The following is a 23,893-nucleotide window of genomic DNA, read 5'->3' on the forward strand; positions in this document are numbered from 1 at the left end:
CGAGGGGCGCGCGGTTCCGGCTCGCACGTCCCACGCCGTGTGCTCCTCGCAGGGGGTACCGAACCACGTCATGGCCGCCGCCGCGCCCATCCGGCGCGGGGCGGCCCGAGAGGGAGTACGAGAAGGTGGCAGCACCTAAGAAGGGCCGGAGCGCGAGTGCCCCGGGCAAGCCGGGGCGCTCGCTGGCCCTCATCCTGATCGCCATCGTGGCGCTCACCGGGGGCATGTTCGCCTCCGGGCACACCACCCCACGTCTCGGCATCGACCTTGCCGGCGGCACGAGCATCACGCTCCAGGCGAAGGCCGACCAGGGGTCCGCGATCAACAAGGCCAACATGGACACCGCGGTCGACATCATGAACCGCCGTGTCAACGGCCTCGGTGTCTCCGAGGCGGAGGTGCAGACCCAGGGGACGAGCAACATCATCGTCAACATCCCCAAGGGCACCAACTCCGAAGAGGCCCGCCAGCAGGTCGGCACCACCGCGAAGCTGTACTTCCGCCCGGTCCTTGCCAGTGAGGCCAGCGGCGCCGCCGCCTCGCCGAGCCCTTCGCCCAGCGGCTCCGCGGGCGGCAGCGCCTCCCCGTCGCCGTCGAGCAGCGCGTCGGCGGACGAGAAGGCGTCCTCGTCCTCCTCCTCGGCGTCGCCCTCGACCTCCGCGACCTCCCAGGGACGGGCCGTCACGGACGCGCTGAAGGCCGACGCCACGCCGTCCGCGACCCCGAGCACGACGGACTCCGCCAGCCCCTCGGCCAGCGGCACCGGCTCCTCCGGCGGCAAGCTGGAGGACCAGTACGCCAAGCTGGACTGCTCCAAGTCGGCCGACCGGGCCACCGCGGGCAAGAAGGCCAAGCCGTCCGAGTCGACCGTGGCCTGCGGCGAGATCAGCGGTGCCTGGTACAAGTACCTGCTCGGCCCGGCCGCCGTCGACGGCACCGAGGTCAAGAAGGCGCAGGCGGTCTTCGACACGCAGACCGCGGCTGGCTGGCAGGTCCAGATGAACTTCAACTCCACCGGAGCGAAGAAGTTCGCCGACATCACCGGCCAGCTCGCCAAGAAGTCCTCCCCGCAGAACCAGTTCGGCATCGTCCTCGACGGCGACGTCGTCTCCAGCCCGTACGTCAGCCAGTCCATCAGCGGCGGCCAGGCGGAGATCTCCGGCAGCTTCACCCAGGAAGAGGCCCAGAGCCTCGCCAACATGCTGTCGTACGGCGCGCTCCCGCTGTCCTTCAAGGAGCAGAGCGTGACCACGGTGACCGCCGCGCTCGGCGGTGAGCAGCTGCACGCCGGTCTGCTCGCCGGCGCGATCGGCCTCGCCCTGGTCGTCATCTACCTGGTGGTCTACTACCGCGGCCTCGCGCTCGTGGCCATCGCCTCGCTGCTGGTCTCCGCGGCCCTCACCTACGTGATCATGTCGCTGCTCGGCCCGACGATCGGCTTCGCGCTCAACCTGCCGGCGGTCTGCGGCGCGATCGTCGCGATCGGTATCACGGCGGACTCGTTCATCGTGTTCTTCGAACGCATCCGGGACGAGATCCGCGAGGGACGCTCGCTGCGTCCGGCCGTCGAACGCGGCTGGCCGCGGGCCCGGCGCACCATCCTGGTCTCCGACTTCGTGTCGTTCCTCGCCGCCGCGGTGCTGTTCATCGTGACCGTCGGCAAGGTCCAGGGCTTCGCGTTCACGCTGGGTCTGACCACCGTGCTCGACGTCGTCGTCGTCTTCTTCTTCACCAAGCCGCTGATGACCATCCTCGCCCGCCGGAAGTTCTTCGCCCAGGGCCACAAGTGGTCCGGACTCGACCCGAAGAGCCTGGGTGCCAAGCCACCGCTGCGCCGCACCCGCCGTCCCGCCGGTCCTGCCGCCGGCTCTGTCGACCCGAAGGAAGCGTGAGCGATGTCGAAACTCGGCAACCTCGGCGCCCGACTGCACCGCGGCGAGATCAGCTACGACTTCGTCGGCCACCGCAAGCTCTGGTACGGCATCTCGATCCTGATCACCATCACGGCCATCGTCGGCCTGGCGGTGCGCGGCCTGAACATGGGCATCGACTTCCAGGGCGGTGCCGTCTTCACCACTCCGAAGACCAGTGTCTCCGTGACGCAGGCCGAGGAGTTCGCGAAGGACGCGGCCGACCACGAGGCGGTCGTGCAAAAGCTCGGCACCGGCGGTCTGCGCATCCAGATCGCGGGCATGGACACCCAGAAGTCCGACGAGGTCAAGGCCGCCCTCGCCCACGACTTCAAGGTCAACCCGGAGACCATCAACGCCGACCTGGTCGGCCCCAGTTGGGGCGAACAGATCGCCAACAAGGCCTGGGAGGGCCTGGCGATCTTCATGGTGCTCGTCGTGATCTACCTGGCCATCGCCTTCGAGTGGCGGATGGCCATCGCGGCGCTCGTCGCGCTGATCCACGACATCACCATCACGACCGGCATCTACGCCCTGGTCGGCTTCGAGGTCACGCCCGGCACGATCATCGGTCTGCTGACCATCCTCGGTTACTCGCTGTACGACACGGTCGTCGTCTTCGACAGCCTCAAGGAGCAGACGAAGGACATCACGAAGCAGACTCGCTTCACCTACAGCGAGATCGCCAACCAGTCGATCAACGGCACCCTGGTCCGCTCCGTCAACACCACGGTGGTCGCGCTGCTGCCGGTCGCGGGCCTGCTGTTCATCGGCGGCGGCTTCCTCGGCGCCGGCACGCTCAACGACATCTCGCTGTCGCTGTTCGTCGGCCTCGCGGCCGGTGCGTACTCCTCGATCTTCATCGCCACCCCGCTCGTCGCCGACCTCAAGGAACGCGAGCCGCAGATGAAGGCCCTCAGAAAGCGGGTCAAGGCCAAGCGGGCCCAGGCCGTGGCCGAGGAGGACCTGGCGGCGAACCGGCCCGCGCCCGACGACGCTTCCGAGGACGCCGCACACGCCGTGGTGGGACCGCGCAACCAGCCCGCCTCCCGCAACCGGGGCCGCGGCCGACCCTCGGGGAAGCGTCGATGACCGACATCCGGGAACTGCTGCTCAGCCGCATCCGCGACGTGGCCGACTACCCGGAGCAGGGCGTGATGTTCAAGGACATCACCCCGCTCCTGGCGGACCCGGCGGCATTCACGGCCCTCACCGACGCGCTGGCCGACATCGCCGCTGCCACCGGCGCCACCAAGATCGTCGGCCTGGAGGCCCGGGGCTTCATCCTGGGCGCCCCGGTCGCCGTCCGCGCGGGCCTCGGCTTCGTCCCCGTCCGCAAGGCCGGCAAGCTCCCCGGCGCCACCCTGCGCCAGGCGTACGACCTGGAGTACGGCTCGGCCGAGATCGAGGTGCACGCCGAGGATCTGACCACGGCCGACCGCATCCTGATCGTCGACGACGTCCTCGCCACGGGCGGCACCGCTCAGGCCGCGATCCAGCTCATCCAGCGGGCAGGCGCCGAGGTCTCGGGCGTCGCGGTGCTGATGGAACTGGGCTTCCTGGGCGGCCGGGCCCGGCTGGAACAGGCCCTGGACGGGGCTCCGCTGGAGGCACTGCTCCAGCTCTGAGCACGGCCGCCGGGGGGCGTACGCGGCAGCGCGCAACCCGTGCGGACACCGGGGGACACCCCCGTGACACCCGTGGGACACCGCAGAGGCGGGCCCGGAGGAATCCGGCGCCCGCCTCCTGCGTTCATCGAGCAGACGGTCCGCACTTCGGTCTCGAGGCGATGCCGAAGCCCGCAATCGATACCATGGGGTCTCCGGAGCCTGACCGGGGGACCCGGATCGCGCACGAGGAGTCCTCTTGCCAGATGAGGCCCAGCCACTGACCGCCGCCAAGCCCGAGTCCGCCTCGGCGCCCGCGGCGAAGCCCGCGCTGCCCGCCAAGAAGGACACCCGCGGGCCGGTCGAGCACGCCCAGTCCGCGCCGGTCGACCAGTCGATCGAGCCCGTGCGCCCCAAGCCCGCCCCTCCCGCGGTCCGTCCCGGCACCGGCCAGCCGGCCCGCTCCGGCTCCTCCAACCGCGTCCGCGCCCGCCTCGCCCGGCTCGGCGTGCAGCGTGCCAACCCGTACAACCCGGTCCTGGAGCCGCTGCTGCGGATAGTGCGCAGCAACGACGCCAAGATCGAGAACGCCACCCTGCGCCAGATCGAACGCGCCTACCAGGTCGCCGAGCGCTGGCACCGCGGTCAGAAACGCAAGAGCGGCGACCCGTACATCACGCATCCGCTCGCCGTGACCACCATCCTCGCCGAACTGGGCATGGACCCGGCCACCTTGATGGCGGGCCTGCTGCACGACACCGTCGAGGACACCGAGTACGGCCTCGACGACCTGCGCCGTGACTTCGGCGACGTGGTCGCCCTCCTCGTCGACGGCGTCACCAAGCTGGACAAGGTCAAGTTCGGCGAGGCCGCGCAGGCCGAGACCGTGCGCAAGATGGTCGTCGCCATGGCCAAGGACCCGCGCGTCCTGGTCATCAAGCTCGCCGACCGTCTGCACAACATGCGCACGATGCGCTACCTCAAGCGGGAGAAGCAGGAGAAGAAGGCGCGCGAGACGCTGGAGATCTACGCGCCGCTCGCCCACCGGCTGGGCATGAACACCATCAAGTGGGAGCTGGAGGACCTGGCCTTCGCGATCCTCTACCCCAAGATGTACGACGAGATCGTCCGGCTGGTCGCCGAGCGCGCGCCCAAGCGGGACGAGTATCTCGCCATAGTGACCGACGAGGTCCAGGCCGATCTGCGCGCCGCCCGGATCAAGGCGACCGTCACCGGCCGGCCCAAGCACTACTACAGCGTCTACCAGAAGATGATCGTCCGCGGCCGTGACTTCGCGGAGATCTACGACCTGGTGGGCATCCGCGTCCTGGTGGACACCGTCCGCGACTGCTACGCGGCGCTGGGCACCGTCCACGCCCGCTGGAACCCGGTTCCGGGGCGCTTCAAGGACTACATCGCGATGCCCAAGTTCAACATGTACCAGTCGCTGCACACGACGGTGATCGGCCCCAACGGCAAGCCCGTCGAACTGCAGATCCGCACCTTCGACATGCACCGCCGCGCCGAGTACGGCATCGCCGCGCACTGGAAGTACAAGCAGGAGGCCGTCGCCGGCGCCTCCAAGGTCCGCACCGATGTGCCCAAGCCCGCAGGCAAGTCCGGCAAGGAATCCGCCGCCATCAACGACATGGCGTGGCTGCGGCAGTTGCTGGACTGGCAGAAGGAGACCGAGGACCCGGGCGAGTTCCTGGAGTCGCTGCGTTTCGACCTGTCCCGCAACGAGGTCTTCGTCTTCACACCCAAGGGCGACGTCATCGCGCTGCCCGCCGGCGCCACCCCGGTCGACTTCGCGTACGCGGTGCACACCGAGGTGGGCCACCGCACCATAGGAGCGCGGGTCAACGGCCGCCTCGTACCGCTCGAATCTACCCTGGACAACGGCGATCTGGTGGAGGTCTTCACCTCCAAGGCGCCGGGCGCCGGACCCTCCCGCGACTGGCTGGGCTTCGTCAAGTCGCCGCGTGCCCGCAACAAGATCCGCGCCTGGTTCTCCAAGGAGCGCCGCGACGAGGCGATCGAGCAGGGCAAGGACGCCATCGTCCGCGCGATGCGCAAGCAGAACCTGCCGATCCAGCGGATCCTGACCGGCGACTCGCTCGTCACGCTCGCGCACGAGATGCGCTACCCGGACATCTCCGCGCTGTACGCGGCGATCGGCGAGGGACACGTCTCCGCGCAGAACGTGGTGCAGAAACTGGTGCAGGCGCTCGGCGGCGAGGAGGCGGCCACCGAGGAGATCGACGAGAGCGTGCCGCCCTCGCGCGGCCGGGGCCGCAAGCGCCGCTCCAGCGCCGATCCGGGCGTGGTCGTCAAGGGCGTCGAGGATGTGTGGGTCAAGCTGGCCCGCTGCTGTACACCGGTACCCGGCGACCCGATCATCGGCTTCGTCACGCGCGGCAGCGGCGTCTCGGTGCACCGCAGCGACTGCGTCAACGTGGAGTCGCTGTCCCGCGAGCCCGAGCGGATCCTGGAGGTCGAGTGGGCACCCACCCAGTCCTCGGTCTTCCTCGTCGCCATCCAGGTCGAGGCCCTGGACCGCTCCCGGCTGCTGTCGGACGTCACCCGGGTCCTGTCCGACCAGCACGTCAACATCCTCTCCGCGGCCGTCCAGACCTCCCGCGACCGCGTCGCCACCTCCCGCTTCACCTTCGAGATGGGCGACCCGAAACACCTCGGGCACGTCCTGAAGGCCGTGCGGGGCGTGGAGGGCGTCTACGACGTGTACCGGGTGACGTCGGCCCGCAGCAGGTGACGCGGCCCGCGGACCGGCCCCGCGGAACGTCAGGGGCCCCGTACGCCGTGTACGGGGCCCCTGACGTGTGACGGGAGAAGCGGGACGGGGCAGGTGTCAGCCGCCGAACTCCTGTAGGCCCTTCAGCGCCTGGTCAAGGAGTGCCTGGCGGCCCTCCAGCTCCCGTTCGAGCTTGTCGGCCCTGGACGCGTTGCCCTGTGCCCGAGCCTGCTCGATCTGGCCCTTCAGCTTGTCCACAGCGGCCTGGAGCTGACCGGTCAGGCCCTCGGCACGCGCGCGTGCCTCCGGGTTGGTCCGGCGCCACTCGCTCTCCTCGGCCTCCTGGATCGCCCGGTCGACCGTGTGCATCCGGCCCTCGACCCGGGGGCGCGCGTCGCGCGGCACATGACCGATGGCCTCCCAGCGCTCGTTGATCGAGCGGAAGGCGGCGCGGGCGGCCTTGAGATCGCTGATCGGCAGCAGCTTCTCGGCCTCCTCGGCCAGCTCCTCCTTCAGCTTCAGGTTCTCCGCCTGCTCGGCGTCACGCTCCGCGAACACCGAACTGCGGGCGGCGAAGAACACGTCCTGCGCACCGCGGAAGCGGTTCCACAGGTCGTCCTCGTGCTCGCGCTGGGCGCGGCCCGCGGCCTTCCACTCCGCCATCAGCTCGCGGTAGCGGGCCGCCGTCGGACCCCAGTCCGTCGAGTCGGACAGCGACTCGGCCTCGGCGACCAGCCGCTCCTTGGCCTTGCGGGCGTCCTCGCGCTGCGCGTCCAACTGCGCGAAGTGCGCCTTGCGACGCTTGGAGAACGCCGACCGGGCGTGGGAGAAGCGGTGCCACAGCTCGTCGTCCGACTTGCGGTCGAGCCGCGGCAGGCCCTTCCAGGTGTCCACCAGGGCGCGCAGCCGCTCACCGGCGGCCCGCCACTGGTCGGACTGCGCCAGCTGCTCGGCCTCGGCGACCAGCTCCTCCTTGGACCTGCGGGCCTCGTCGGTCTGCTTGGCCCGCTGCGCCTTGCGCTCCTCACGGCGGGCATCCACCGTCGCCACGAGCGTGTCCAGCCGGGCCCGCAGCGTCTCCAGGTCGCCCACCGCATGATGCGCGTCCACCTGCTCGCGGAGGTGGTCGATCGCGGTACGGGCGTCCTTCGCCGACAGGTCGGTGGTCTGCACTCGCTTTTCGAGGAGGCCGATTTCGACGACCAGGCCCTCGTACTTGCGCTCGAAGTAGGCCAGCGCCTCCTCGGGGGAGCCGGCCTGCCAGGAACCGACGACCTGCTCGCCGTCGGCCGTACGCACGTACACGGTCCCCGTCTCGTCGACGCGGCCCCACGGGTCGCTGCTCACAGCGCCTCCTCCACATGATGCCTGCGCAGGGCTTGTGCACCCCCGGGCATCGTCCACAGTTTCGTCACGGCCAACATAGGCGACCGGCGGGTGGCCTGTCCGCATCCCGCGCGACCGAAATTCCGCAGTGGGCCGTCGTATGCGTCAGGACTTCGTGACCGTCGCCTTGTTGATCACGACGGTCGCGTTCGGAGCACCGTCGCCGGCGCCCGTGTTCTCGCCGGCGGCGGCGATCTCCTTGAGCACCTTCAATCCTGCCTCGTCGATGGTTCCGAACGGTGTGTAGCTGGGCGGCAACTGGCTGTCCTGGTACACCAGGAAGAACTGGCTGCCGCCGGTGTGCGCCTGGCCGGTGTTCGCCATCGCGACCGTGCCCGCCGGGTACACGTTGTTCTTCAGGCTTTTGTCCTTCAGGTTCTCGTCCGGGATCGTGTAGCCGGGACCGCCGCTGCCGGTGCCCGTCGGGTCGCCGCACTGCAGCACGTAGATGCCGTTCGTGGTGAGCCGGTGGCACTTGGTGTGGTCGAAGTAGCCCTTGCCGGCGAGGAAGTTGAACGAGTTGACGGTGTGCGGCGCCGCCGAGGTCTTCAGCGCGAGGCCGATGTCACCGCACGTCGTCGCCAGCTTCATGGTGTAGTCGGCCGACTTGTCGATCGTGATCGCCGGCTCCTTCTTCCAGCTGAGCTTCTCCACCGACCCCTTGGCGGCCTTCTCGCAGGGGTCGGACGCCTTGCCGGTGGCCGAGGCGCTGGGCGTCACCTCGGCGTTCGCGTTGGCCTTGTCGTCGTCGTTCTTGAGCACTCCGGTCGTGTACAGCGCGAGGCTGCCGATGACGACCACGCCGAGTACCGACGCGATCACGGAGTTCCGCATCCGTGCCTTGCGCCGCGCGGACGTACGCCGCTGCTGCTGCCGCAAGAACTTCTCCCGGGCGAGCTGACGCCGCCGCTGCTCCTGGCTGACCACCGGGTTCTCTCCTCATGCGTGTCGTGTGTCGACCGGTACGCGTGTGTCCTGTGAGCCGACCGCTGCGTGTAGCCCCGTACCGTATATGGGTTAGCTGAGGAAACGGCAGCGCCGGTAGGCTCTGACGACAGCGGAAGCCGCCCGTAATCGACACAACGAAGGACGATCGTGCTCATTGCCGGGTTCCCCGCCGGGGCCTGGGGGACGAACTGTTATCTCGTCGCCCCCGCCGCCGGCGAGGAGTGCGTGATCATCGACCCGGGCCACCAGGCCGCCCCAGGAGTCGAGGAAGCGCTCAGCAAGCATCGGCTCAAGCCCGTCGCCGTCGTCCTCACCCACGGTCATATCGACCATGTGGCCTCGGTCGTCCCGGTGTGCGGCGCGCACGACGTGCCCGCCTGGATCCACCCCGAGGACCGGTACATGATGAGCGACCCCGAGAAGGCGCTCGGCCGCTCCATCGGCATGCCCCTGATGGGCGAGCTGACCGTGGGGGAGCCGGACGACGTCAAGGAGCTGACGGACGGGGTGACGCTGGAACTGGCCGGTCTCGAGCTGGCCGTGGCGCACGCGCCGGGCCATACCAAGGGGTCGGTGACCTTCCGGATGCCCGAGTCGGCGGACGTCCCGCCGGTGTTCTTCTCGGGCGATCTGCTCTTCGCCGGCTCCATCGGACGCACCGACCTGCCCGGCGGTGACATGGCCGAGATGCTCGACTCGCTGGCCCGCGTGTGCCTGCCGCTCGACGACTCGACCGTGGTGCTGTCCGGCCACGGCCCCCAGACGACCATCGGCCAGGAGCGCGGCACCAATCCGTATCTGCGGCAGGTGGCCGCCGGCCCGGGAGCGCGTGCCGACGCTCCCCGACGAGGAATGTGACGAGAGACCTTCGTGAGCACCTTCACCGCCCCCAAGGGCACGTACGACCTGATCCCACCGGAGAGCGCCAAGTACCTGGCCGTCCGCGAGGCGATCGCCGCGCCCCTGCGCAACTCCGGCTACGGCTACATCGAAACGCCCGGTTTCGAGAACGCGGAACTCTTCGCGCGCGGTGTCGGCGAGTCCACCGACATCGTGACGAAGGAGATGTACGCCTTCGAGACCAAGGGCGGCGACCGGCTCGCCCTGCGCCCCGAGGGCACGGCGTCCGTGCTGCGCGCGGCACTCGAGGCCAACCTGCACAAGGCCGGCAACCTCCCGGTCAAGCTCTGGTACTCCGGCTCGTACTACCGCTACGAGCGCCCGCAGAAGGGCCGTTACCGGCACTTCTCCCAGGTCGGCGCCGAGGCGATCGGCGCCGAGGACCCGGCGCTCGACGCCGAGCTGATCATCCTGGCGGACCAGGCGTACCGCTCGCTGGGGCTGCGGCAGTTCCGGATCCTGCTCAACAGCCTGGGCGACCGGGAGTGCCGGCCGGTGTACCGGGCAGCGCTCCAGGAGTTCCTGCGCGCCCTCGACCTGGACGAGGACACCCGCCGCCGCATCGAGATCAACCCGCTGCGGGTGCTCGACGACAAGCGCGAGTCGGTGCAGCAGCAGCTGGCGGGCGTGCCGCTGCTGCGCGACTACCTGTGCGACGCCTGCAAGACGTACCACGAGGAGGTCCGTGAGCTGATCACCGCGGCGGGCGTGGCCTTCGAGGACGACCCGAAGCTGGTGCGCGGCCTGGACTACTACACGCGCACCACCTTCGAGTTCGTGCACGACGGCCTGGGCTCGCAGTCAGCGGTCGGCGGCGGCGGACGCTACGACGGCCTGTCGGAGATGATCGGCGGCCCGGCGCTCCCGTCGGTCGGCTGGGCCCTCGGCGTCGACCGCACGGTGCTGGCCCTGGAGGCGGAGGACATCGCGCTCGACCTGCCCGCCCCGACCAGTGTGTTCGCCGTCCCGCTCGGGGACGAGGCGCGGCGCGTGCTGTTCGGCAAGGTGACCGAGCTGCGCAAGGTGGGCGTCGCGGCGGACTTCTCCTATGGCGCGAAGGGACTCAAGGCCGCGATGAAGGCGGCCAACCGTTCCGGCGCGCGGTACGCCCTCGTGCTCGGCGAGCGCGACCTGGCGGAGGGCGTCGTCCAGCTCAAGGACATGGCGTCCGGCGAGCAGCAGCCCGTCAGTGTGAACGAGATCGTGGCGGAGCTGGAGGCACGGCTCGGGTGACCGGCGGGCCGGACGGCACACCGCCGTCCGGCCCCGCTCCCCGCGCCCGTGGGGACCACGCGAACGTGAACGTCACAACAGCCCGTCGCGCATCGCGGTGGTCACCGCCGCCGTCCGGTCGGCCACGCCCAGCTTGCCGAAGATCCGCAGCAGATGGGTCTTCACCGTGGACTCCCCGATGAACAACTCCCGCCCGATCTCGGCGTTGGTGCAGCCCTCGGCCACCAGCCGCAGCACCGCGACCTCCCGCTCCGACAGCCGAGGGCGCTCCGGTCTGGTCCGCAGCCGGTCCACCAGCCGGGCCGCCACCGACGGCGCCAGTACGGTCTCGCCGCGCGCCGCGGCCCGTACCGCGGCGGCCAGTTCGCCCCGGGCCAGGTCCTTGAGCAGATAGCCCGCGGCCCCCGCCTCCACGGCCCGCAGGATGTCCCGGTCCGTCTCGTACGTCGTCAGGACGATCACCCGGCACGTCAGCCCGGACTCGGCCATCCGCACGATGGACTCGACGCCCCCGCCGCCCGGCATCCTGAGGTCCATCAGCACGATGTCGGGCCGTAGTTCGGCCGCCAGCGCCTCCGCCTGCGGACCGCTGGCCGCGTCCGCCACCACCTCCAGGTCCGGCTCGGCGCTCAGCATGGCGCGCAGGCCCTCCCGTACCACGGGATGGTCGTCGGCCAGGACGATCCGGATCACGGGTTCTCACTCCTCACGGCGAACGGAACGGCGGCGTACGCAGGACCGGCACCGGGTTCGGCACCGGGTGCGGTGCGGGGGTGGGCGGGGGAGCCGGTGCCGGGCTCTGCGTCGGGCTCTGCGTCGGGTCTTGCGTCGGCAGGGGCCGCGGGGACGGGCAGACACACGGTGACCGTCGTGCCCGCACCGGGCGCGCTGCGTACCGAAGCCGTCCCGCCCACCTCGGCGGCCCGGGCGCGCAGCCCGGCCAGGCCGTAACCGCCGTGGACGGCCGCCGGGTCGAAGCCGCGGCCGTCGTCGCGCACCGAGACGGTCAGGGTATCCGCCGCGTACCGCAGACGGATGTCCACCGCCGCCGGACTCCCCGCGTGCTTGCGGGCGTTGGCCAGCGCCTCCTGGCAGGAGCGCAGCGCCACCACCTCCGGCCCGGCGGGCAGCGCCCGCACCGGACCGGTCACCTCCAGCACCGCACCGTGCCGGGCGGCCAGCCGGCCCAGGGCGTCCGGCAGGGACGCGCCGTCGAGGTCGGCCGGGGTGCCCCCGGCCACCAGCGCCCGGGCCTCGGCGAGATTCTGCCGGGCCGTCTCGTCCATCAGTGCCAGATGGCGCCGGGCGAGCGGCAGATCGTGCTCCAGCTCGGCCTCGACCGCCTGGACCAGCATCAGCAGGCTGGTGAAGCCCTGGGCGAGGGTGTCATGGATCTCGCGTGCCATGCGCTCGCGCTCGGCCAGCGCGCCGTGCGCGGCCGACAGCCGGGCGACCTCGTGCCGGCTCACGTCCAATTCCCCGATCAGCTCCGCCCGTTCCCAGCTCTGCCTGATGATCCGGATGATCCAGCCGCCGACCGCCACCGAGAAGGTGAGGGAGACCAGGGCGGAGAGCGCCTCGGCGAACAGCTCCGCGCCGGCCGGCCGCCACAGCAGCGCCCCGCCGAGCACCGGCACCAGGTTGATCACGGTGACCGCCACCAGCGCCCCGCGCAGCCGCAGCGTCATGAAGCACTGCGGGATGAGCGCGAACGTCGCCAGCCGCGCCTCGCCCGCCAGCACGGCCGACGACAGGAACAGCGCGATCGCCCCGGACAGATAGCGCACCACCCGCCGCCCGTCCGGCACATCGGCCTGGAGCAGCGGCCGGCCCAGCGCCACGTACCAGGGCACCAGCGGGAGCAACAGCCCGGCGGCGAGCGCCCGGACGGGCCACCCCGGTTGCCCGGCCGTGAGGACGAGGACCAGGGGGGCCACCCAGGCGATGGCGAAGTAAGCGTCCCAGAGCCGCATCGTGCGGTCCCAGGCGTGCACGTCGCGCGCCGAGCCCCGGCCGGTCATCCGTCGCGCCGGGTCTTCCAGCGGAAGGTCAGCAGACACAGCGCCAATCCTCCGACGCACCAGGCGGCGAGCACCAGGGCGATACGGCCGAACTCCCAGCTGCCCGCCTGCTCCAGGACCTGCGCGGAGTCGGGCAGGAACACCCCGCGCAGCCCCTGGCACAGCCACTTCAGCGGGAACAGGGCGCCGATGTTCAGCATCCAGTCCGGGATGGTGCCGATGGAGATGTAGACCCCGGAGATGAACTGCACGACCAGGAACGGCAGTACGACGACGGAACTCGCGCTCCTGGCCGACCTGGGCAACGAGCTGACCGCGATGCCGAGCAGCGCGCACCCGGTCAGACCGAGCACGAAGATCCACGCGAAGTCGAACCACCGGCCCGCGTCCGACGGCAGGTCGACGCCGTACAGCGTGGTGCCGACGAGCAGGAGGATCGCCGTCTCCAGGATCCCGGTGAACAGAACGAGCCAGATCTTGCCGAGGAAGTACGCCGCCGGCGGCATCGGTGTGCCGCGCAGCCGCCGCAGTACCTTCTCGTCCCGTTCCACGGCGATCGAGATGCCCAGCGACTGGAAGCTCGTCGACATGATCCCCGAGGCCATCATCGCGGGCACGTACAGCTGGGAGGCGGTCACGCCGCTGCCGCGCACGTCGTCCTGGAAGATCGACGCGAACAGGAAGAGGAAGACGACCGGGAAGGCGAAGGTGAACACCACCTGGTCGCGCTGCCGGAAGAACTGTCTGATCTCCAGTGCGCCCCGCTGCAGCCCGACGGCCCAGGCGCCGGGCAGCCGGTCGGCGGGTGCCTGCGCGCGGGCGCGCGTCTCGGTCGTGGTCACCGCGCGTCCTCCCGCCCGGAGAGGTCCTCGGCGAGGTCCTCGGCGCGGTCGCCGGGCAGGTCCGCGGCGCGTGCTCCGGCGGGCCGTGCGCCGAGCGGGTCCGTGATCTGTCCGATGAGCCGCAGATAGACGTCCTCCAGCGTGGGGCGGCCGACCCGCAGCCCCGGGATCTCGCCGTCGAAGCGCCGCATGAGCCGCGCGACCGTGCGCGTCGGGGTGTCCGTGCGCTCGGTGCGCACCCGGCCGTCGGTTTCGGTCCACTCCACGGTGGCCTCGGTGCCGTACCGGTCGCGCAGTGCACCGGGCTCGCCCATGGCGACGATCCGGCCCCGGGCGAGGACGGCGAGCCGGTCGGCGAGCGCCTCGGCCTCCTCCAGGTAGTGCGTGGTCAGCACGATCGTCGTGCCCTCGTCGGCGAGCAGCCGGATCAGCTCCCAGAACCGCCGGCGGGCCGCCGGGTCGAAACCGGTCGTCGGCTCGTCCAGGAGCAGCAGCTCGGGCCCGCCGATCACCCCGAGTGCCACGTCGAGACGGCGGCGCTGCCCGCCGGAGAGGGACTTGATCCGGCTGCCCGCCTTCTCCTGGAGGCCGACCAGGCCGATCACCTCCTCCGGGTCCCGCGGGCACGGGTAGTAGCGGGCGAAATGCCGTACGGTCTCGCGGACCGTCAACTCGGCGGGTGCCGATTCGTCCTGCCAGACGATTCCCACACGGGATCGCCACGCGCGCGTGGCGGTCGCCGGGTCGGCCCCGAGGACCGAGACCTCGCCGGCGTCCCGGGAGCGGTTGCCCTGAAGGATCTCCACCGTGGTGCTCTTGCCCGCCCCATTGGGTCCGAGCAGGCCGAACACCTCGCCCCGCCGGATGCCGAGATCGATGCCGTCCACCGCGGTCACGTCCCCGTACTGCTTGCGCAGCCCCCGTACGTCCACCGCGAAGTCGTTCGCGTGTGCTGTCATGGCATTGAGGGTCGGCCAGAACCGAGCGCTCCGGGACGACCGTGCGTACCTCCTTATGTCCACCGAACGGTGGACAGGCCCCCCGGTGCGGCACAATGGCCCCTGCCCGAAGGTCCAACTCTCAAGCAAACGGAATCGGCGTGATGAGCAAGACGACAGTCAAGGACGTCTCCACCGAGCCCGGACCCGAGCCTGCCACCGGACCGCGGACGGAGGGCGGCAGCCGTGCCTTCGCGCTGCTGCTGGTGATCACCGGCGCGGCCGGGCTGCTCGCCGCCTGGGTCATCACGATCGACAAGTTCAAGCTGTTGGAGGCGAAGGTCGAGGGCAAGACCTTCACGCCCGGGTGCAGCCTCAACCCGGTCGTCTCCTGCGGCAGCGTCATGGAGAGCAAGCAGGCCGCCGTCTTCGGCTTCCCCAACCCCATGCTCGGCCTGGTCTGCTACGGCATCGTCATCTGCGTCGGCATGAGCCTGCTCACCCGGGTCCGCTTCCCGCGCTGGTACTGGCTGACCTTCAACGCGGGCACCCTCTTCGGCGTCGGCTTCTGCACCTGGCTGCAGTTCCAGTCCCTGTACCGGATCAACGCCCTGTGCCTGTGGTGCTGCCTGGCCTGGGTCGCCACCATCACCATGTTCTGGTACGTGACGTCGTTCAACGTCCGCAAGGACTTCCTGCCCGGCCCGCGCTGGCTGAAGGGCTTCTTCGGCGAGTTCACCTGGGTGCTCCCGGTGCTGCACGTCGGCATCATCGGCATGCTGATCCTGACCCGCTGGTGGGACTTCTGGACCAGCTGAGCCCGGACGGGGCCCCCGCCGCGTTGCCGGCACCGGGGCCCGGCCGCGTTGTCAGTGCGGTGATTTAGGGTTTCAGCGTGGAACCCGACCTGTTCACCGCGGCGGCGGAAGAGCGCCAGGAGAAGGACCCGGCAGGCAGCCCCCTGGCGGTGCGGATGCGCCCGCGCACCCTCGACGAGGTGGTGGGCCAGCAACATCTGCTCAAGCCCGGCTCGCCGCTGCGCCGGCTGGTCGGCGAGGGAGCGGGCGGCCCGGCCGGGCCCTCCTCGGTGATCCTCTGGGGCCCGCCCGGCACCGGCAAGACGACACTGGCGTACGTCGTCTCCAAGGCCACTGACAAGCGCTTCGTGGAACTGTCCGCGATCACCGCGGGCGTCAAGGAGGTCCGCGCGGTCATCGACGGCGCACGCCGCGCCACCGGGGGCTTCGGCAAGGAGACGGTCCTCTTCCTGGACGAGATCCACCGCTTCAGCAAGGCCCAGCAGGACTCCCTGCTCCCGGCGGTCGAGAACCGCTGGGTGACCCTGATCGCGGCCACCACCGAGAACCCGTACTTCTCGGTGATCTCCCCCCTGCTGTCCCGCTCCCTCCTGCTCACCCTCGAACCCCTCACGGACGACGACGTGCGCGGGCTGCTCCGCCGCGCGCTGGCCGACGAGCGGGGCCTCGGAGCGGCCGTCACCCTCCCCGAGGCCACCGAGGACCATCTGCTGCGGATCGCCGGCGGCGACGCCCGCCGCGCCCTGACCGCCCTGGAGGCGGCGGCCGGCGCCGCGCTCGACAAGGGCGAGTCGCAGATCGCGCTCGGCACCCTGGAGGAGACGGTCGACCGGGCCGCCGTGAAGTACGACCGCGACGGCGACCAGCACTACGACGTGGCGAGCGCGCTCATCAAGTCCATCCGCGGCTCCGATGTGGACGCGGCCCTGCACTACCTGGCGCGGATGATCGAGGCCGGCGAGGACCCCCGCTTCATCGCCCGCCGGCTGATGATCTCCGCCAGCGAGGACATCGGTCTCGCCGATCCGAACGCCCTGCCGCTCGCGGTGGCCGCCGCCCAGGCCGTCGCCATGATCGGTTTCCCGGAGGCGGCCCTCACCCTCAGCCACGCCACCATCGCCCTGGCCCTCGCCCCCAAGTCCAACGCCGCGACCACGGCGATCGGCGCCGCCCTGGACGACGTGCGCAAGGGGCTCGCGGGCCCGGTCCCGCCGCATCTGCGCGACGGGCACTACAAGGGCGCCGCCAAGCTCGGCCACGCCCAGGGGTATGTGTACCCGCACGACCTGCCCGAGGGCATCGCCGCCCAGCAGTACGCGCCGGACGCCCTCCAAGGCCGCGAGTACTACACCCCGACCCGGCACGGCGCCGAGGCCCGGTACGCGGACGCAGCCGAATGGACCAGGAAGCACCTCGGTCGCAAGCGGTCCTGAGCGCCCTGTAGAATGCGGTGAAGCGCTGATCCCGCGCAGTCAGAGCGGGACAGTCAGCCGGAGAACCAGTCCCAAGGGGCTGGCTCCAGGAGCGTCGCGCACCGTCGAACGGTGTCGCGGGCAGCCCACCACCACCCGGAGTCCCGGGACCGGCCGGTGGGCCACTCGCGTGCTGCACGTATGTGCCCAGACCAGGGAAGCGGCTGCCCGGCAGGTCCCCTGCGGACCCGACGGGATTCCCCGGCTGCGGATGCGACCTCCCTCAACACTGACAAGCCGAAACGACGAAAGAAGACAGAAACAGTGGCGAACCAGTCCCGCCCCAAGGTCAAGAAGTCGCGTGCCCTCGGCATCGCGCTGACCCCGAAGGCCGTCAAGTACTTCGAGGCCCGTCCCTACCCGCCGGGTGAGCACGGCCGCGGCCGCAAGCAGAACTCGGACTACAAGGTCCGACTGCTGGAGAAGCAGCGCCTGCGCGCTCAGTACGACATCTCCGAGCGCCAGCTGGTGCGCGCCTACGAGCGTGCGTCCAAGGTCCAGGGCAAGACCGGTGAGGCCCTGATCGTCGAGCTGGAGCGCCGTCTCGACGCGCTGGTCCTGCGCTCGGGCATCGCCCGCACGATCTACCAGGCCCGCCAGATGGTCGTCCACGGCCACATCCAGGTCAACGGCCAGAAGGTGGACAAGCCGTCCTACGGTGTGCGTCCGGACGACGTCATCCAGGTCCGCGACCGCAGCAAGGACAAGACGCTCTTCCAGATCGCCCGCGAGGGCGGCTTCGCCCCCGACGGCGAGACCCCGCGCTACCTCCAGGTGAACCTCAAGGCCCTGGCGTTCCGCCTGGACCGTGAGCCGAACCGCAAGGAGGTCCCGGTGATCTGCGACGAGCAGCTCGTCGTCGAGTACTACGCCCGCTGATCACCCTCGGCGGCGGCAGTACCACCGGGCCTTGCGCCTCGCCCGCCGCTTCCCACCGCACCGGTGGGAAGCGGCGGGCGCTTTCGTCCACCCGACGCCTTGCGGAAGGCGAAATCCGGTACGGCGGGCCACCGCGGGCGCGATAGGGTCGGATGGCGACTTTCGAAGGTGCCCGTCGGCAAGTGCCCAGCGGCAGCCCGTGGGCACCCCAGTGACAGCAGGGAGCGGTGCAGCGTGTCCGGTGGAGAGGTTGCCGGGATCCTGGTGGCCGTCTTCTGGGCGATCCTGGTCTCCTTCCTCGCCGTTGCCCTGGCGAGGCTGGCCCAGACGCTCAAGGCGACCACCAAACTCGTGGCGGATGTGACGGATCAGGCCGTCCCGCTGCTCGCCGACGCCTCCTCCGCGGTGCGCTCCGCGCAGACCCAGATCGACCGGGTCGACGCCATCGCCTCGGACGTCCAGGAGGTCACGTCCAACGCCTCGGCGCTGTCGACGACCGTCGCGTCCACCTTCGGTGGCCCCCTCGTCAAGGTCGCGGCGTTCGGCTACGGCGTGCGCCGGGCCATCACCGGCCGGCGCGAGGACGTGCCCGGCAAGGCGCCCCGGCGTACCGTGATCGTGGGCCGCACCATCCCGTCCGTGCGACGGGGGAAGCGGAACACCCGGGAAAAGAGAGACTGACCGAGCGATGTTCCGCCGTACGTTCTGGTTCACCACGGGCGTCGCCGCCGGTGTATGGGCCACCACCAAGGTCAACCGCAAGCTGAAGCAGCTGACCCCGGAAAGCCTTGCCGCCACCGCGGCCGACAAGGCGCTCGTGACGGGCCGGCGCGTCAAGGACCGAGCGGTTGGCTTCGCCCTCGACGTCCGCGACAACATGGCCCGGCGGGAAGCCGAACTCGAAGACGCCCTCGGTATCCACGAGGACCCGCAGCTCCCCGCCCCCAGGCGCTACGCCGCCATCGAGAACCGCAGCAACCCGACGTACGCCGACCCCACGACGTACTCGCACGACCGGAATGAGGACCACTGATGGAGTCGGCCGAGATTCGTCGCCGCTGGTTGAGCTTCTTCGAGGAGCGCGGTCACACCGTCGTCCCTTCGGCGTCGCTCATCGCGGACGACCCGACTCTGCTCCTCGTCCCGGCCGGCATGGTGCCCTTCAAGCCCTACTTCCTGGGCGAGGTCAAGCCGCCGTTCCCGCGCGCCACCAGCGTGCAGAAGTGCGTGCGCACGCCGGACATCGAAGAGGTCGGCAAGACCACCCGGCACGGCACGTTCTTCCAGATGTGCGGCAACTTCTCCTTCGGTGACTACTTCAAGGAAGGCGCCATCAAGCTCGCCTGGGAGCTGCTCACCACGCCCCAGGACAAGGGTGGTTACGGCCTCGACCCCGAGCGCCTGTGGATCACCGTCTACAAGGACGACGACGAGGCCGAGCAGATCTGGCACGAGGTCGTCGGCGTGCCCAAGGAGCGCATCCAGCGCCTCGGCATGAAGGACAACTTCTGGTCCATGGGCGTCCCCGGCCCGTGCGGCCCCTGCTCCGAGATCAACTACGACCGCGGCCCCGAGTTCGGCGCCGAGGGCGGCCCCGCCGTCAACGACGAGCGGTACGTGGAGATCTGGAACCTCGTCTTCATGCAGTACGAGCGCGGCGAGGGCACCGGCAAGGACAACTTCGAGATCCTCGGCGACCTGCCGAGCAAGAACATCGACACCGGCCTCGGCATGGAACGGCTCGCCATGATTCTGCAGGGCGTGCAGAACATGTACGAGATCGACACCTCCATGGCTGTGATCGACAAGGCCACCGAGCTGACCGGTGTCGCCTACGGCGACGCCCACGACTCGGACGTCTCCCTGCGCGTGGTCACCGACCACATGCGCACCGCCACCATGCTCATCGGCGACGGCGTCACCCCCGGCAACGAGGGCCGCGGCTATGTGCTGCGCCGCATCATGCGCCGCGCCATCCGCAACATGCGGCTGCTGGGTGCCACCGGCCTGGTCGCCAAGGACCTGATCGACACCGTGATCGGCACGATGGGCCGGCAGTACCCGGAGCTGGTCACCGACCGCGAGCGCATCGAGAAGGTCGCCCTCGCCGAGGAGGCCGCCTTCCTCAAGACGCTGAAGGCCGGCACCAACATCCTCGACACCGCCGTCACCGAGACCAAGGTCGCCGGCGGCACCGTCCTGCCCGGCGACAAGGCCTTCCTGCTCCACGACACCTGGGGCTTCCCCATCGACCTCACCCTGGAGATGGCCGCCGAACAGGGCCTGTCCGTGGACGAGGAGGGCTTCCGCCGCCTGATGAAGGAGCAGCGGGAGCGCGCCAAGGCCGATGCCCAGGCCAAGAAGACCGGCCACGCCGACCTCGGCGCCTACCGGGAGATCGCCGACTCGGCCGGCGGGACCGACTTCATCGGCTACGCCGACACCGAGGCCGAGTCCACGGTCGTCGGCATCCTGGTCGACGGCGTCTCCTCGCCCGCCGCCACGGAGGGCGACGAGGTCGAGATCGTCCTCGACCGCACCCCGTTCTACGCCGAGGGCGGCGGCCAGATCGGCGACACCGGCCGGATCAGGGCCGACTCCGGTGCCGTCATCGACGTCCGCGACACCCAGAAGCCGGTCCCCGGTGTGTACGTCCACAAGGGCGTCGTCCAGGTCGGCGAGGTGACGGTCGGCGCCAAGGCCCACGCCTCCATCGACCACCGCCGGCGCAAGGCCATCGCCCGCGCCCACTCGGCCACCCACCTCACCCACCAGGCGCTGCGCGACGCCCTCGGTCCGACCGCCGCCCAGGCCGGCTCGGAGAACCAGCCCGGCCGCTTCCGCTTCGACTTCGGCTCCCCGTCCGCCGTGCCCACGGCCGTGATGACCGACGTCGAACAGAAGATCAACGAGGTGCTGGCCCGCGACCTCGATGTGCACGCCGAGATCATGGGCATCGACGAGGCCAAGCGGCAGGGCGCCATCGCCGAGTTCGGCGAGAAGTACGGCGAGCGGGTCCGCGTCGTGACCATCGGTGACTTCTCCAAGGAGCTGTGCGGCGGCACGCATGTGCACAACACCGCCCAGCTGGGCCTGGTGAAGCTGCTCGGCGAGTCCTCCATCGGCTCCGGCGTGCGCCGCATCGAGGCCCTGGTCGGCGTGGACGCCTACGCCTTCCTTGCCCGCGAGCACACGGTCGTCAACCAGCTGACCGAACTGCTCAAGGGCCGCCCGGAGGACCTGCCGGAGAAGGTCTCCTCGATGCTCGGCAAGCTGAAGGACGCCGAGAAGGAGATCGAGAAGTTCCGCGCCGAGAAGGTGCTCCAGGCCGCCGCCGGTCTCGCCGAGTCCGCCAAGGACGTCCGCGGGATCGCCGTCGTCACGGGCCGGGTGCCGGACGGCACCACGCCGGACGACCTGCGCAAGCTGGTCCTCGATGTGCGCGGGCGCATCCAGGGCGGCCGGGGCGCCGTCGTCGCCCTCTTCACCGTGGCGAACGGCAAGCCGCTCACGGTCATCGCCACCAACGAGGCCGCCCGCGAGCGTGGCCTCAAGGCCGGTGACCTGGTCCGCGCCGCCGCCAAGACGCTCGGCGGCGGCGGTGGCGGCAAGCCGGACGTCGCCCAGGGCGGCGGCCAGCATCCGGCCGCCATCGGCGACGCCGTGGACGCCGTCGAACGCCTGGTCGCCGAGACCGCCAAGTAGGGGACGGTCCCGATCATGCGCAGAGGACGTCGGCTCGCGATCGATGTCGGGGACGCCCGCATCGGGGTCGCCTCGTGCGACCCCGACGGGATCCTCGCCACCCCGGTGGAGACCGTCCCCGGCCGGGACGTCCCGGCCGCCCACCGCCGGCTCGGGCAACTCGTCCAGGAGTACGAGCCGATCGAGGTCGTCGTCGGGCTGCCCCGCTCCCTCAAGGGGGGCGAGGGACCGGCCGCGGCCAAGGTGCGCGCCTTCGCCCAGGAGTTGGCCAAGGGCATCGCGCCCGTCCCGGTACGGCTCGTGGACGAGCGGCTGACCACCGTCACGGCAGGCCAGGGACTGCGCGCCTCGGGGGTCGGGTCGAAGAAGGGCCGCTCCGTCATCGACCAGGCCGCGGCCGTGATCATCCTCCAGCAGGCCCTCGAATCCGAACGGGTGTCAGGCAAGGCACCCGGCGAGGGCGTCGAAGTGGTCATCTGATCGCGATACGGTAACGTTCCGCGCGATGCGGTGGTGTTCGAACAGCTGCCGCACAGCAAGAGGCGGAACGGGAACCGACGGCAGCCGCGTGACCGCCGCCTCGCGGCTCTAGGGGATCGATGACTGAGTATGGCCGGGGCCCAGGCCCCGAACCGTGGCATCCGGAGGACCCGTTGAACGGGGACGGCGGATGGGGAGGCCAGCAGACCCAGGCGGGTCAGCAGGCCCCCTACGGCGGCCTGCCCCAGCACCATCCGCAGCAGTCGCAGCAGCCGCAGTACGACGGCTGGCACCAGCAGCAGTCCGAGTACGACCAGTACGGCCGGCAGCAGTACCCGCACTACGGCGAACAGGGCCACCAGCAGTACGCACAGCAGGGCGACGAGCACTACAACGGCCACCAGCAACACCCCACGGGTCACGATCAGCAGCACTACGCCGGTCACGGCCAGCAGCACTACGCCGGTCACGGCCAGCAGCACTACGCCGGTCACGGCCAGCAGCAGTACACCGGGCACGACCAGCAGCAGTACCCGGCGCAGTCCCAGCCGCAGTACCCGCAGGGCGGCTGGGACGCCACCGGCACCCATGGCCATGTGCCGTACGCCGCCGACCCCGGTGACCCCTACGGCCAGCAGCCCGTGGCGTACGGCGCGGAGCAGCCCGACCTCTACGGCACCCCCGACGCCTATCCGCCGCCGCGGCCGCCCGGCCGCAGACGACCCGAGCCGGAGCCCGAGACCGACTGGGACCCCGGCCCGGACCAGGGCGAGCACGCGTTCTTCGCGGGCGGCGGCGATGACGACGCCGACGACGACCTCGACCACGACCCGGCGGCGCGGCGCGGGCGCGGCGACCGCAGGGGCAAGGGCGCGAAGGGCGGCAAAGGAGCCAAGAAACGGCGCAACGGCTGCGCGTGCATGGTGGTCGTCCTGGTCTTCGGCGGCGGCCTCGGCGGGGTCGGATACTTCGGATTGAAGTTCTACCAAAACCGTTTCGGCGCGGCCCCGGACTACGCGGGCAACGGCACGAACGAAACCGTGACCGTGGAAATCCCCAAAGGCGCGGGCGGTTACGAGATCGGACGACGGCTGAAGGACGCCGGTGTCGTCAAGAGCGTCGACGCGTTCGTCTCCGCCCAGACGCAGAACCCCGAGGGCGGCACGATCCAGGCCGGCGCCTATGTGCTGAAGAAAGAGATGTCCGGTGCCAGCGCGGTGAAATTGATGCTCGATCCGACGAGCCAGAGTAATGTGCTGGTCAAACCGGGTGAACGCAATGCCCAGGTGTACCAGGCGATCGACAAACAACTCGGCCTCGCGTCGGGCACCACGCAAAAGACCGCCCAGAAGGAGTACAAGAAGCTCGGGATGCCGAGCTGGGCGCAGAACAACAGCCGGATCCGGGACCCGCTGGAGGGCTTCCTCTTCCCCGGCACCTACCCGGCCGCCAAGGGCATGAAGCCCGACACCGTCCTGAAGCAGATGGTCACCCAGGCCAAGCAGAAGTACGCCGGCTACGGCCTTGAGGCCAAGGCCAAGGAACTCGACCTGGCCGACCCCTTCCAGCTCGTCACCGTCGCGAGCCTGGTCCAGGCCGAGGGCAAGACGCACGACGACTTCCGCAAGATGGCGGAAGTGATCTACAACCGTCTCAAGCCCACGAACACCGAGACCAACCGACTGCTGCAGTTCGACTCGACGTACAACTACCTGAAGGGCCAGAGCAATATCCACATCAGCGAGTCCGAGATCCACAGCAACAAGGACCCGTACAACACCTACACCAACGCGGGCCTGCCGCCCGGCCCGATCGGAAACCCGAGCGACGACGCCCTGAAGGCCACGCTCAATCCGACCCACGACGGCTGGATCTACTTCGTGGCCACCGACGGCGAGAGCAACACGGAATTCGCCAAGACCTTCGACGAGTTCCAGAAACTGAAGGACAAGTTCAACGCCAACAACGGCCGCTGACACCGCCCGCCCGCCGCGCTCGGCCG

General features: G+C 70.3%; 20 protein-coding genes. 14 read left to right on the forward strand and 6 right to left on the reverse strand.

The annotated features are described in order from the left end of the window. Nucleotides 1-125: 125 nt before the first annotated feature. From secD to ABT245_RS12370, 4 genes are all read left to right on the forward strand, one after another. Nucleotides 126-1,892: a protein translocase subunit SecD gene (gene secD / locus ABT245_RS12355; protein ID WP_351732237.1), complete on the forward strand. Its 1,767-nt coding sequence runs from the start codon at nt 126-128 to the stop codon at nt 1,890-1,892. Nucleotides 1,893-1,895: 3 nt separating this feature from the next. Further along, nucleotides 1,896-3,002, forward strand: coding sequence for a protein translocase subunit SecF (gene secF, locus ABT245_RS12360; RefSeq protein ID WP_351732240.1), 1,107 nt, complete (start codon nt 1,896-1,898; stop codon nt 3,000-3,002). Further along, a complete protein-coding gene (locus ABT245_RS12365; RefSeq protein ID WP_351732242.1) occupies nt 2,999-3,538 on the forward strand; it encodes an adenine phosphoribosyltransferase in 540 nt (179 codons plus the stop codon). The genes secF and ABT245_RS12365 overlap by 4 nt, the downstream gene beginning before the upstream one ends. Nucleotides 3,539-3,776: 238 nt before the next feature. Further along, complete coding sequence (locus ABT245_RS12370; protein ID WP_351732245.1) at nt 3,777-6,290, forward strand: RelA/SpoT family protein; 2,514 nt, start codon at nt 3,777-3,779, stop codon at nt 6,288-6,290. Nucleotides 6,291-6,386: 96 nt separating this feature from the next. Here the strand turns inward: ABT245_RS12370 and ABT245_RS12375 are convergent, their stop codons facing one another. Together ABT245_RS12375 and ABT245_RS12380 are read right to left on the reverse strand one after the other, a co-directional pair. Then, on the reverse strand, nt 6,387-7,616 hold the full coding sequence (locus ABT245_RS12375) for a DUF349 domain-containing protein (protein WP_351732247.1): 1,230 nt from the start codon (nt 7,614-7,616) through the stop codon (nt 6,387-6,389). Between the two features lie 144 nt (nt 7,617-7,760). Continuing rightward, nucleotides 7,761-8,582 carry a peptidylprolyl isomerase gene (locus ABT245_RS12380; RefSeq protein WP_351732250.1) on the reverse strand — a complete coding sequence of 274 codons (822 nt, stop codon included), beginning with the start codon at nt 8,580-8,582 and terminating at the stop codon, nt 7,761-7,763. A gap of 168 nt (nt 8,583-8,750) precedes the next feature. Here ABT245_RS12380 and ABT245_RS12385 point away from each other — a divergent pair, with 168 nt between their 5' ends. Together ABT245_RS12385 and hisS are read left to right on the forward strand one after the other, a co-directional pair. Beyond that, nucleotides 8,751-9,461 (forward strand): MBL fold metallo-hydrolase, encoded by a 711-nt coding sequence (locus ABT245_RS12385; RefSeq protein ID WP_351732253.1) that lies wholly within the window; start codon nt 8,751-8,753, stop codon nt 9,459-9,461. A 12-nt stretch (nt 9,462-9,473) separates the two neighbouring features. Continuing rightward, the gene (hisS, locus tag ABT245_RS12390) at nt 9,474-10,736 is read left to right on the forward strand and encodes a histidine--tRNA ligase (protein ID WP_351732255.1); all 1,263 of its coding nucleotides are present in this window, start codon (nt 9,474-9,476) and stop codon (nt 10,734-10,736) included. A 72-nt stretch (nt 10,737-10,808) separates the two neighbouring features. Here hisS and ABT245_RS12395 read toward each other — a convergent pair whose 3' ends face one another. From ABT245_RS12395 to ABT245_RS12410, 4 genes are read right to left on the reverse strand one after another with little or no spacing between them, the layout of a single operon-like run. Beyond that, nucleotides 10,809-11,429 carry a response regulator gene (locus ABT245_RS12395; RefSeq protein ID WP_351732258.1) on the reverse strand — a complete coding sequence of 207 codons (621 nt, stop codon included), beginning with the start codon at nt 11,427-11,429 and terminating at the stop codon, nt 10,809-10,811. Beyond that, entirely contained in the window at nt 11,426-12,757 is a 1,332-nt protein-coding gene (locus tag ABT245_RS12400; protein ID WP_351732518.1) for a sensor histidine kinase, read from the reverse strand. Before ABT245_RS12400 ends, ABT245_RS12395 begins: the two co-directional genes overlap by 4 nt. Then, nucleotides 12,754-13,599, reverse strand: a complete 846-nt coding sequence (locus ABT245_RS12405; RefSeq protein ID WP_351732260.1) for an ABC transporter permease — start codon at nt 13,597-13,599, stop codon at nt 12,754-12,756. Before ABT245_RS12405 ends, ABT245_RS12400 begins: the two co-directional genes overlap by 4 nt. Further along, nucleotides 13,596-14,558, reverse strand: coding sequence for an ABC transporter ATP-binding protein (locus ABT245_RS12410; protein ID WP_351732262.1), 963 nt, complete (start codon nt 14,556-14,558; stop codon nt 13,596-13,598). The genes ABT245_RS12405 and ABT245_RS12410 overlap by 4 nt, the downstream gene beginning before the upstream one ends. Nucleotides 14,559-14,701: 143 nt before the next feature. On the opposite strand from ABT245_RS12410, the gene ABT245_RS12415 reads away from it, so the two are divergent. The 8 genes from ABT245_RS12415 (at nt 14,702) to mltG (ending at nt 23,867) form a co-directional block, all read left to right on the forward strand. Further along, a complete protein-coding gene (locus tag ABT245_RS12415) occupies nt 14,702-15,355 on the forward strand; it encodes a vitamin K epoxide reductase family protein (RefSeq protein WP_351732264.1) in 654 nt (217 codons plus the stop codon). 77 nt (nt 15,356-15,432) lie between these two features. Continuing rightward, a complete protein-coding gene (locus tag ABT245_RS12420; protein WP_351732266.1) occupies nt 15,433-16,788 on the forward strand; it encodes a replication-associated recombination protein A in 1,356 nt (451 codons plus the stop codon). Nucleotides 16,789-17,091: 303 nt separating this feature from the next. After that, entirely contained in the window at nt 17,092-17,706 is a 615-nt protein-coding gene (gene rpsD, locus ABT245_RS12425) for a 30S ribosomal protein S4 (protein ID WP_351732269.1), read from the forward strand. A gap of 234 nt (nt 17,707-17,940) precedes the next feature. Then, complete coding sequence (locus ABT245_RS12430; RefSeq protein WP_351732272.1) at nt 17,941-18,387, forward strand: DUF948 domain-containing protein; 447 nt, start codon at nt 17,941-17,943, stop codon at nt 18,385-18,387. Nucleotides 18,388-18,394: 7 nt separating this feature from the next. After that, on the forward strand, nt 18,395-18,739 hold the full coding sequence (locus ABT245_RS12435; RefSeq protein ID WP_351732275.1) for a hypothetical protein: 345 nt from the start codon (nt 18,395-18,397) through the stop codon (nt 18,737-18,739). Further along, nucleotides 18,739-21,411: an alanine--tRNA ligase gene (gene alaS / locus ABT245_RS12440; RefSeq protein WP_351732278.1), complete on the forward strand. Its 2,673-nt coding sequence runs from the start codon at nt 18,739-18,741 to the stop codon at nt 21,409-21,411. The genes ABT245_RS12435 and alaS overlap by 1 nt, the downstream gene beginning before the upstream one ends. A gap of 15 nt (nt 21,412-21,426) precedes the next feature. Next, nucleotides 21,427-21,891, forward strand: a complete 465-nt coding sequence (ruvX, locus tag ABT245_RS12445; protein ID WP_351732280.1) for a Holliday junction resolvase RuvX — start codon at nt 21,427-21,429, stop codon at nt 21,889-21,891. A gap of 119 nt (nt 21,892-22,010) precedes the next feature. Further along, nucleotides 22,011-23,867, forward strand: a complete 1,857-nt coding sequence (gene mltG, locus ABT245_RS12450; RefSeq protein ID WP_351732282.1) for an endolytic transglycosylase MltG — start codon at nt 22,011-22,013, stop codon at nt 23,865-23,867. The last annotated feature ends 26 nt before the right edge of the window (nt 23,868-23,893 follow it).

The sequence above is a fragment of the Streptomyces sp. NPDC001508 genome (assembly GCF_040298665.1).
Classification (GTDB): Bacteria; Actinomycetota; Actinomycetes; order Streptomycetales; family Streptomycetaceae; genus Streptomyces.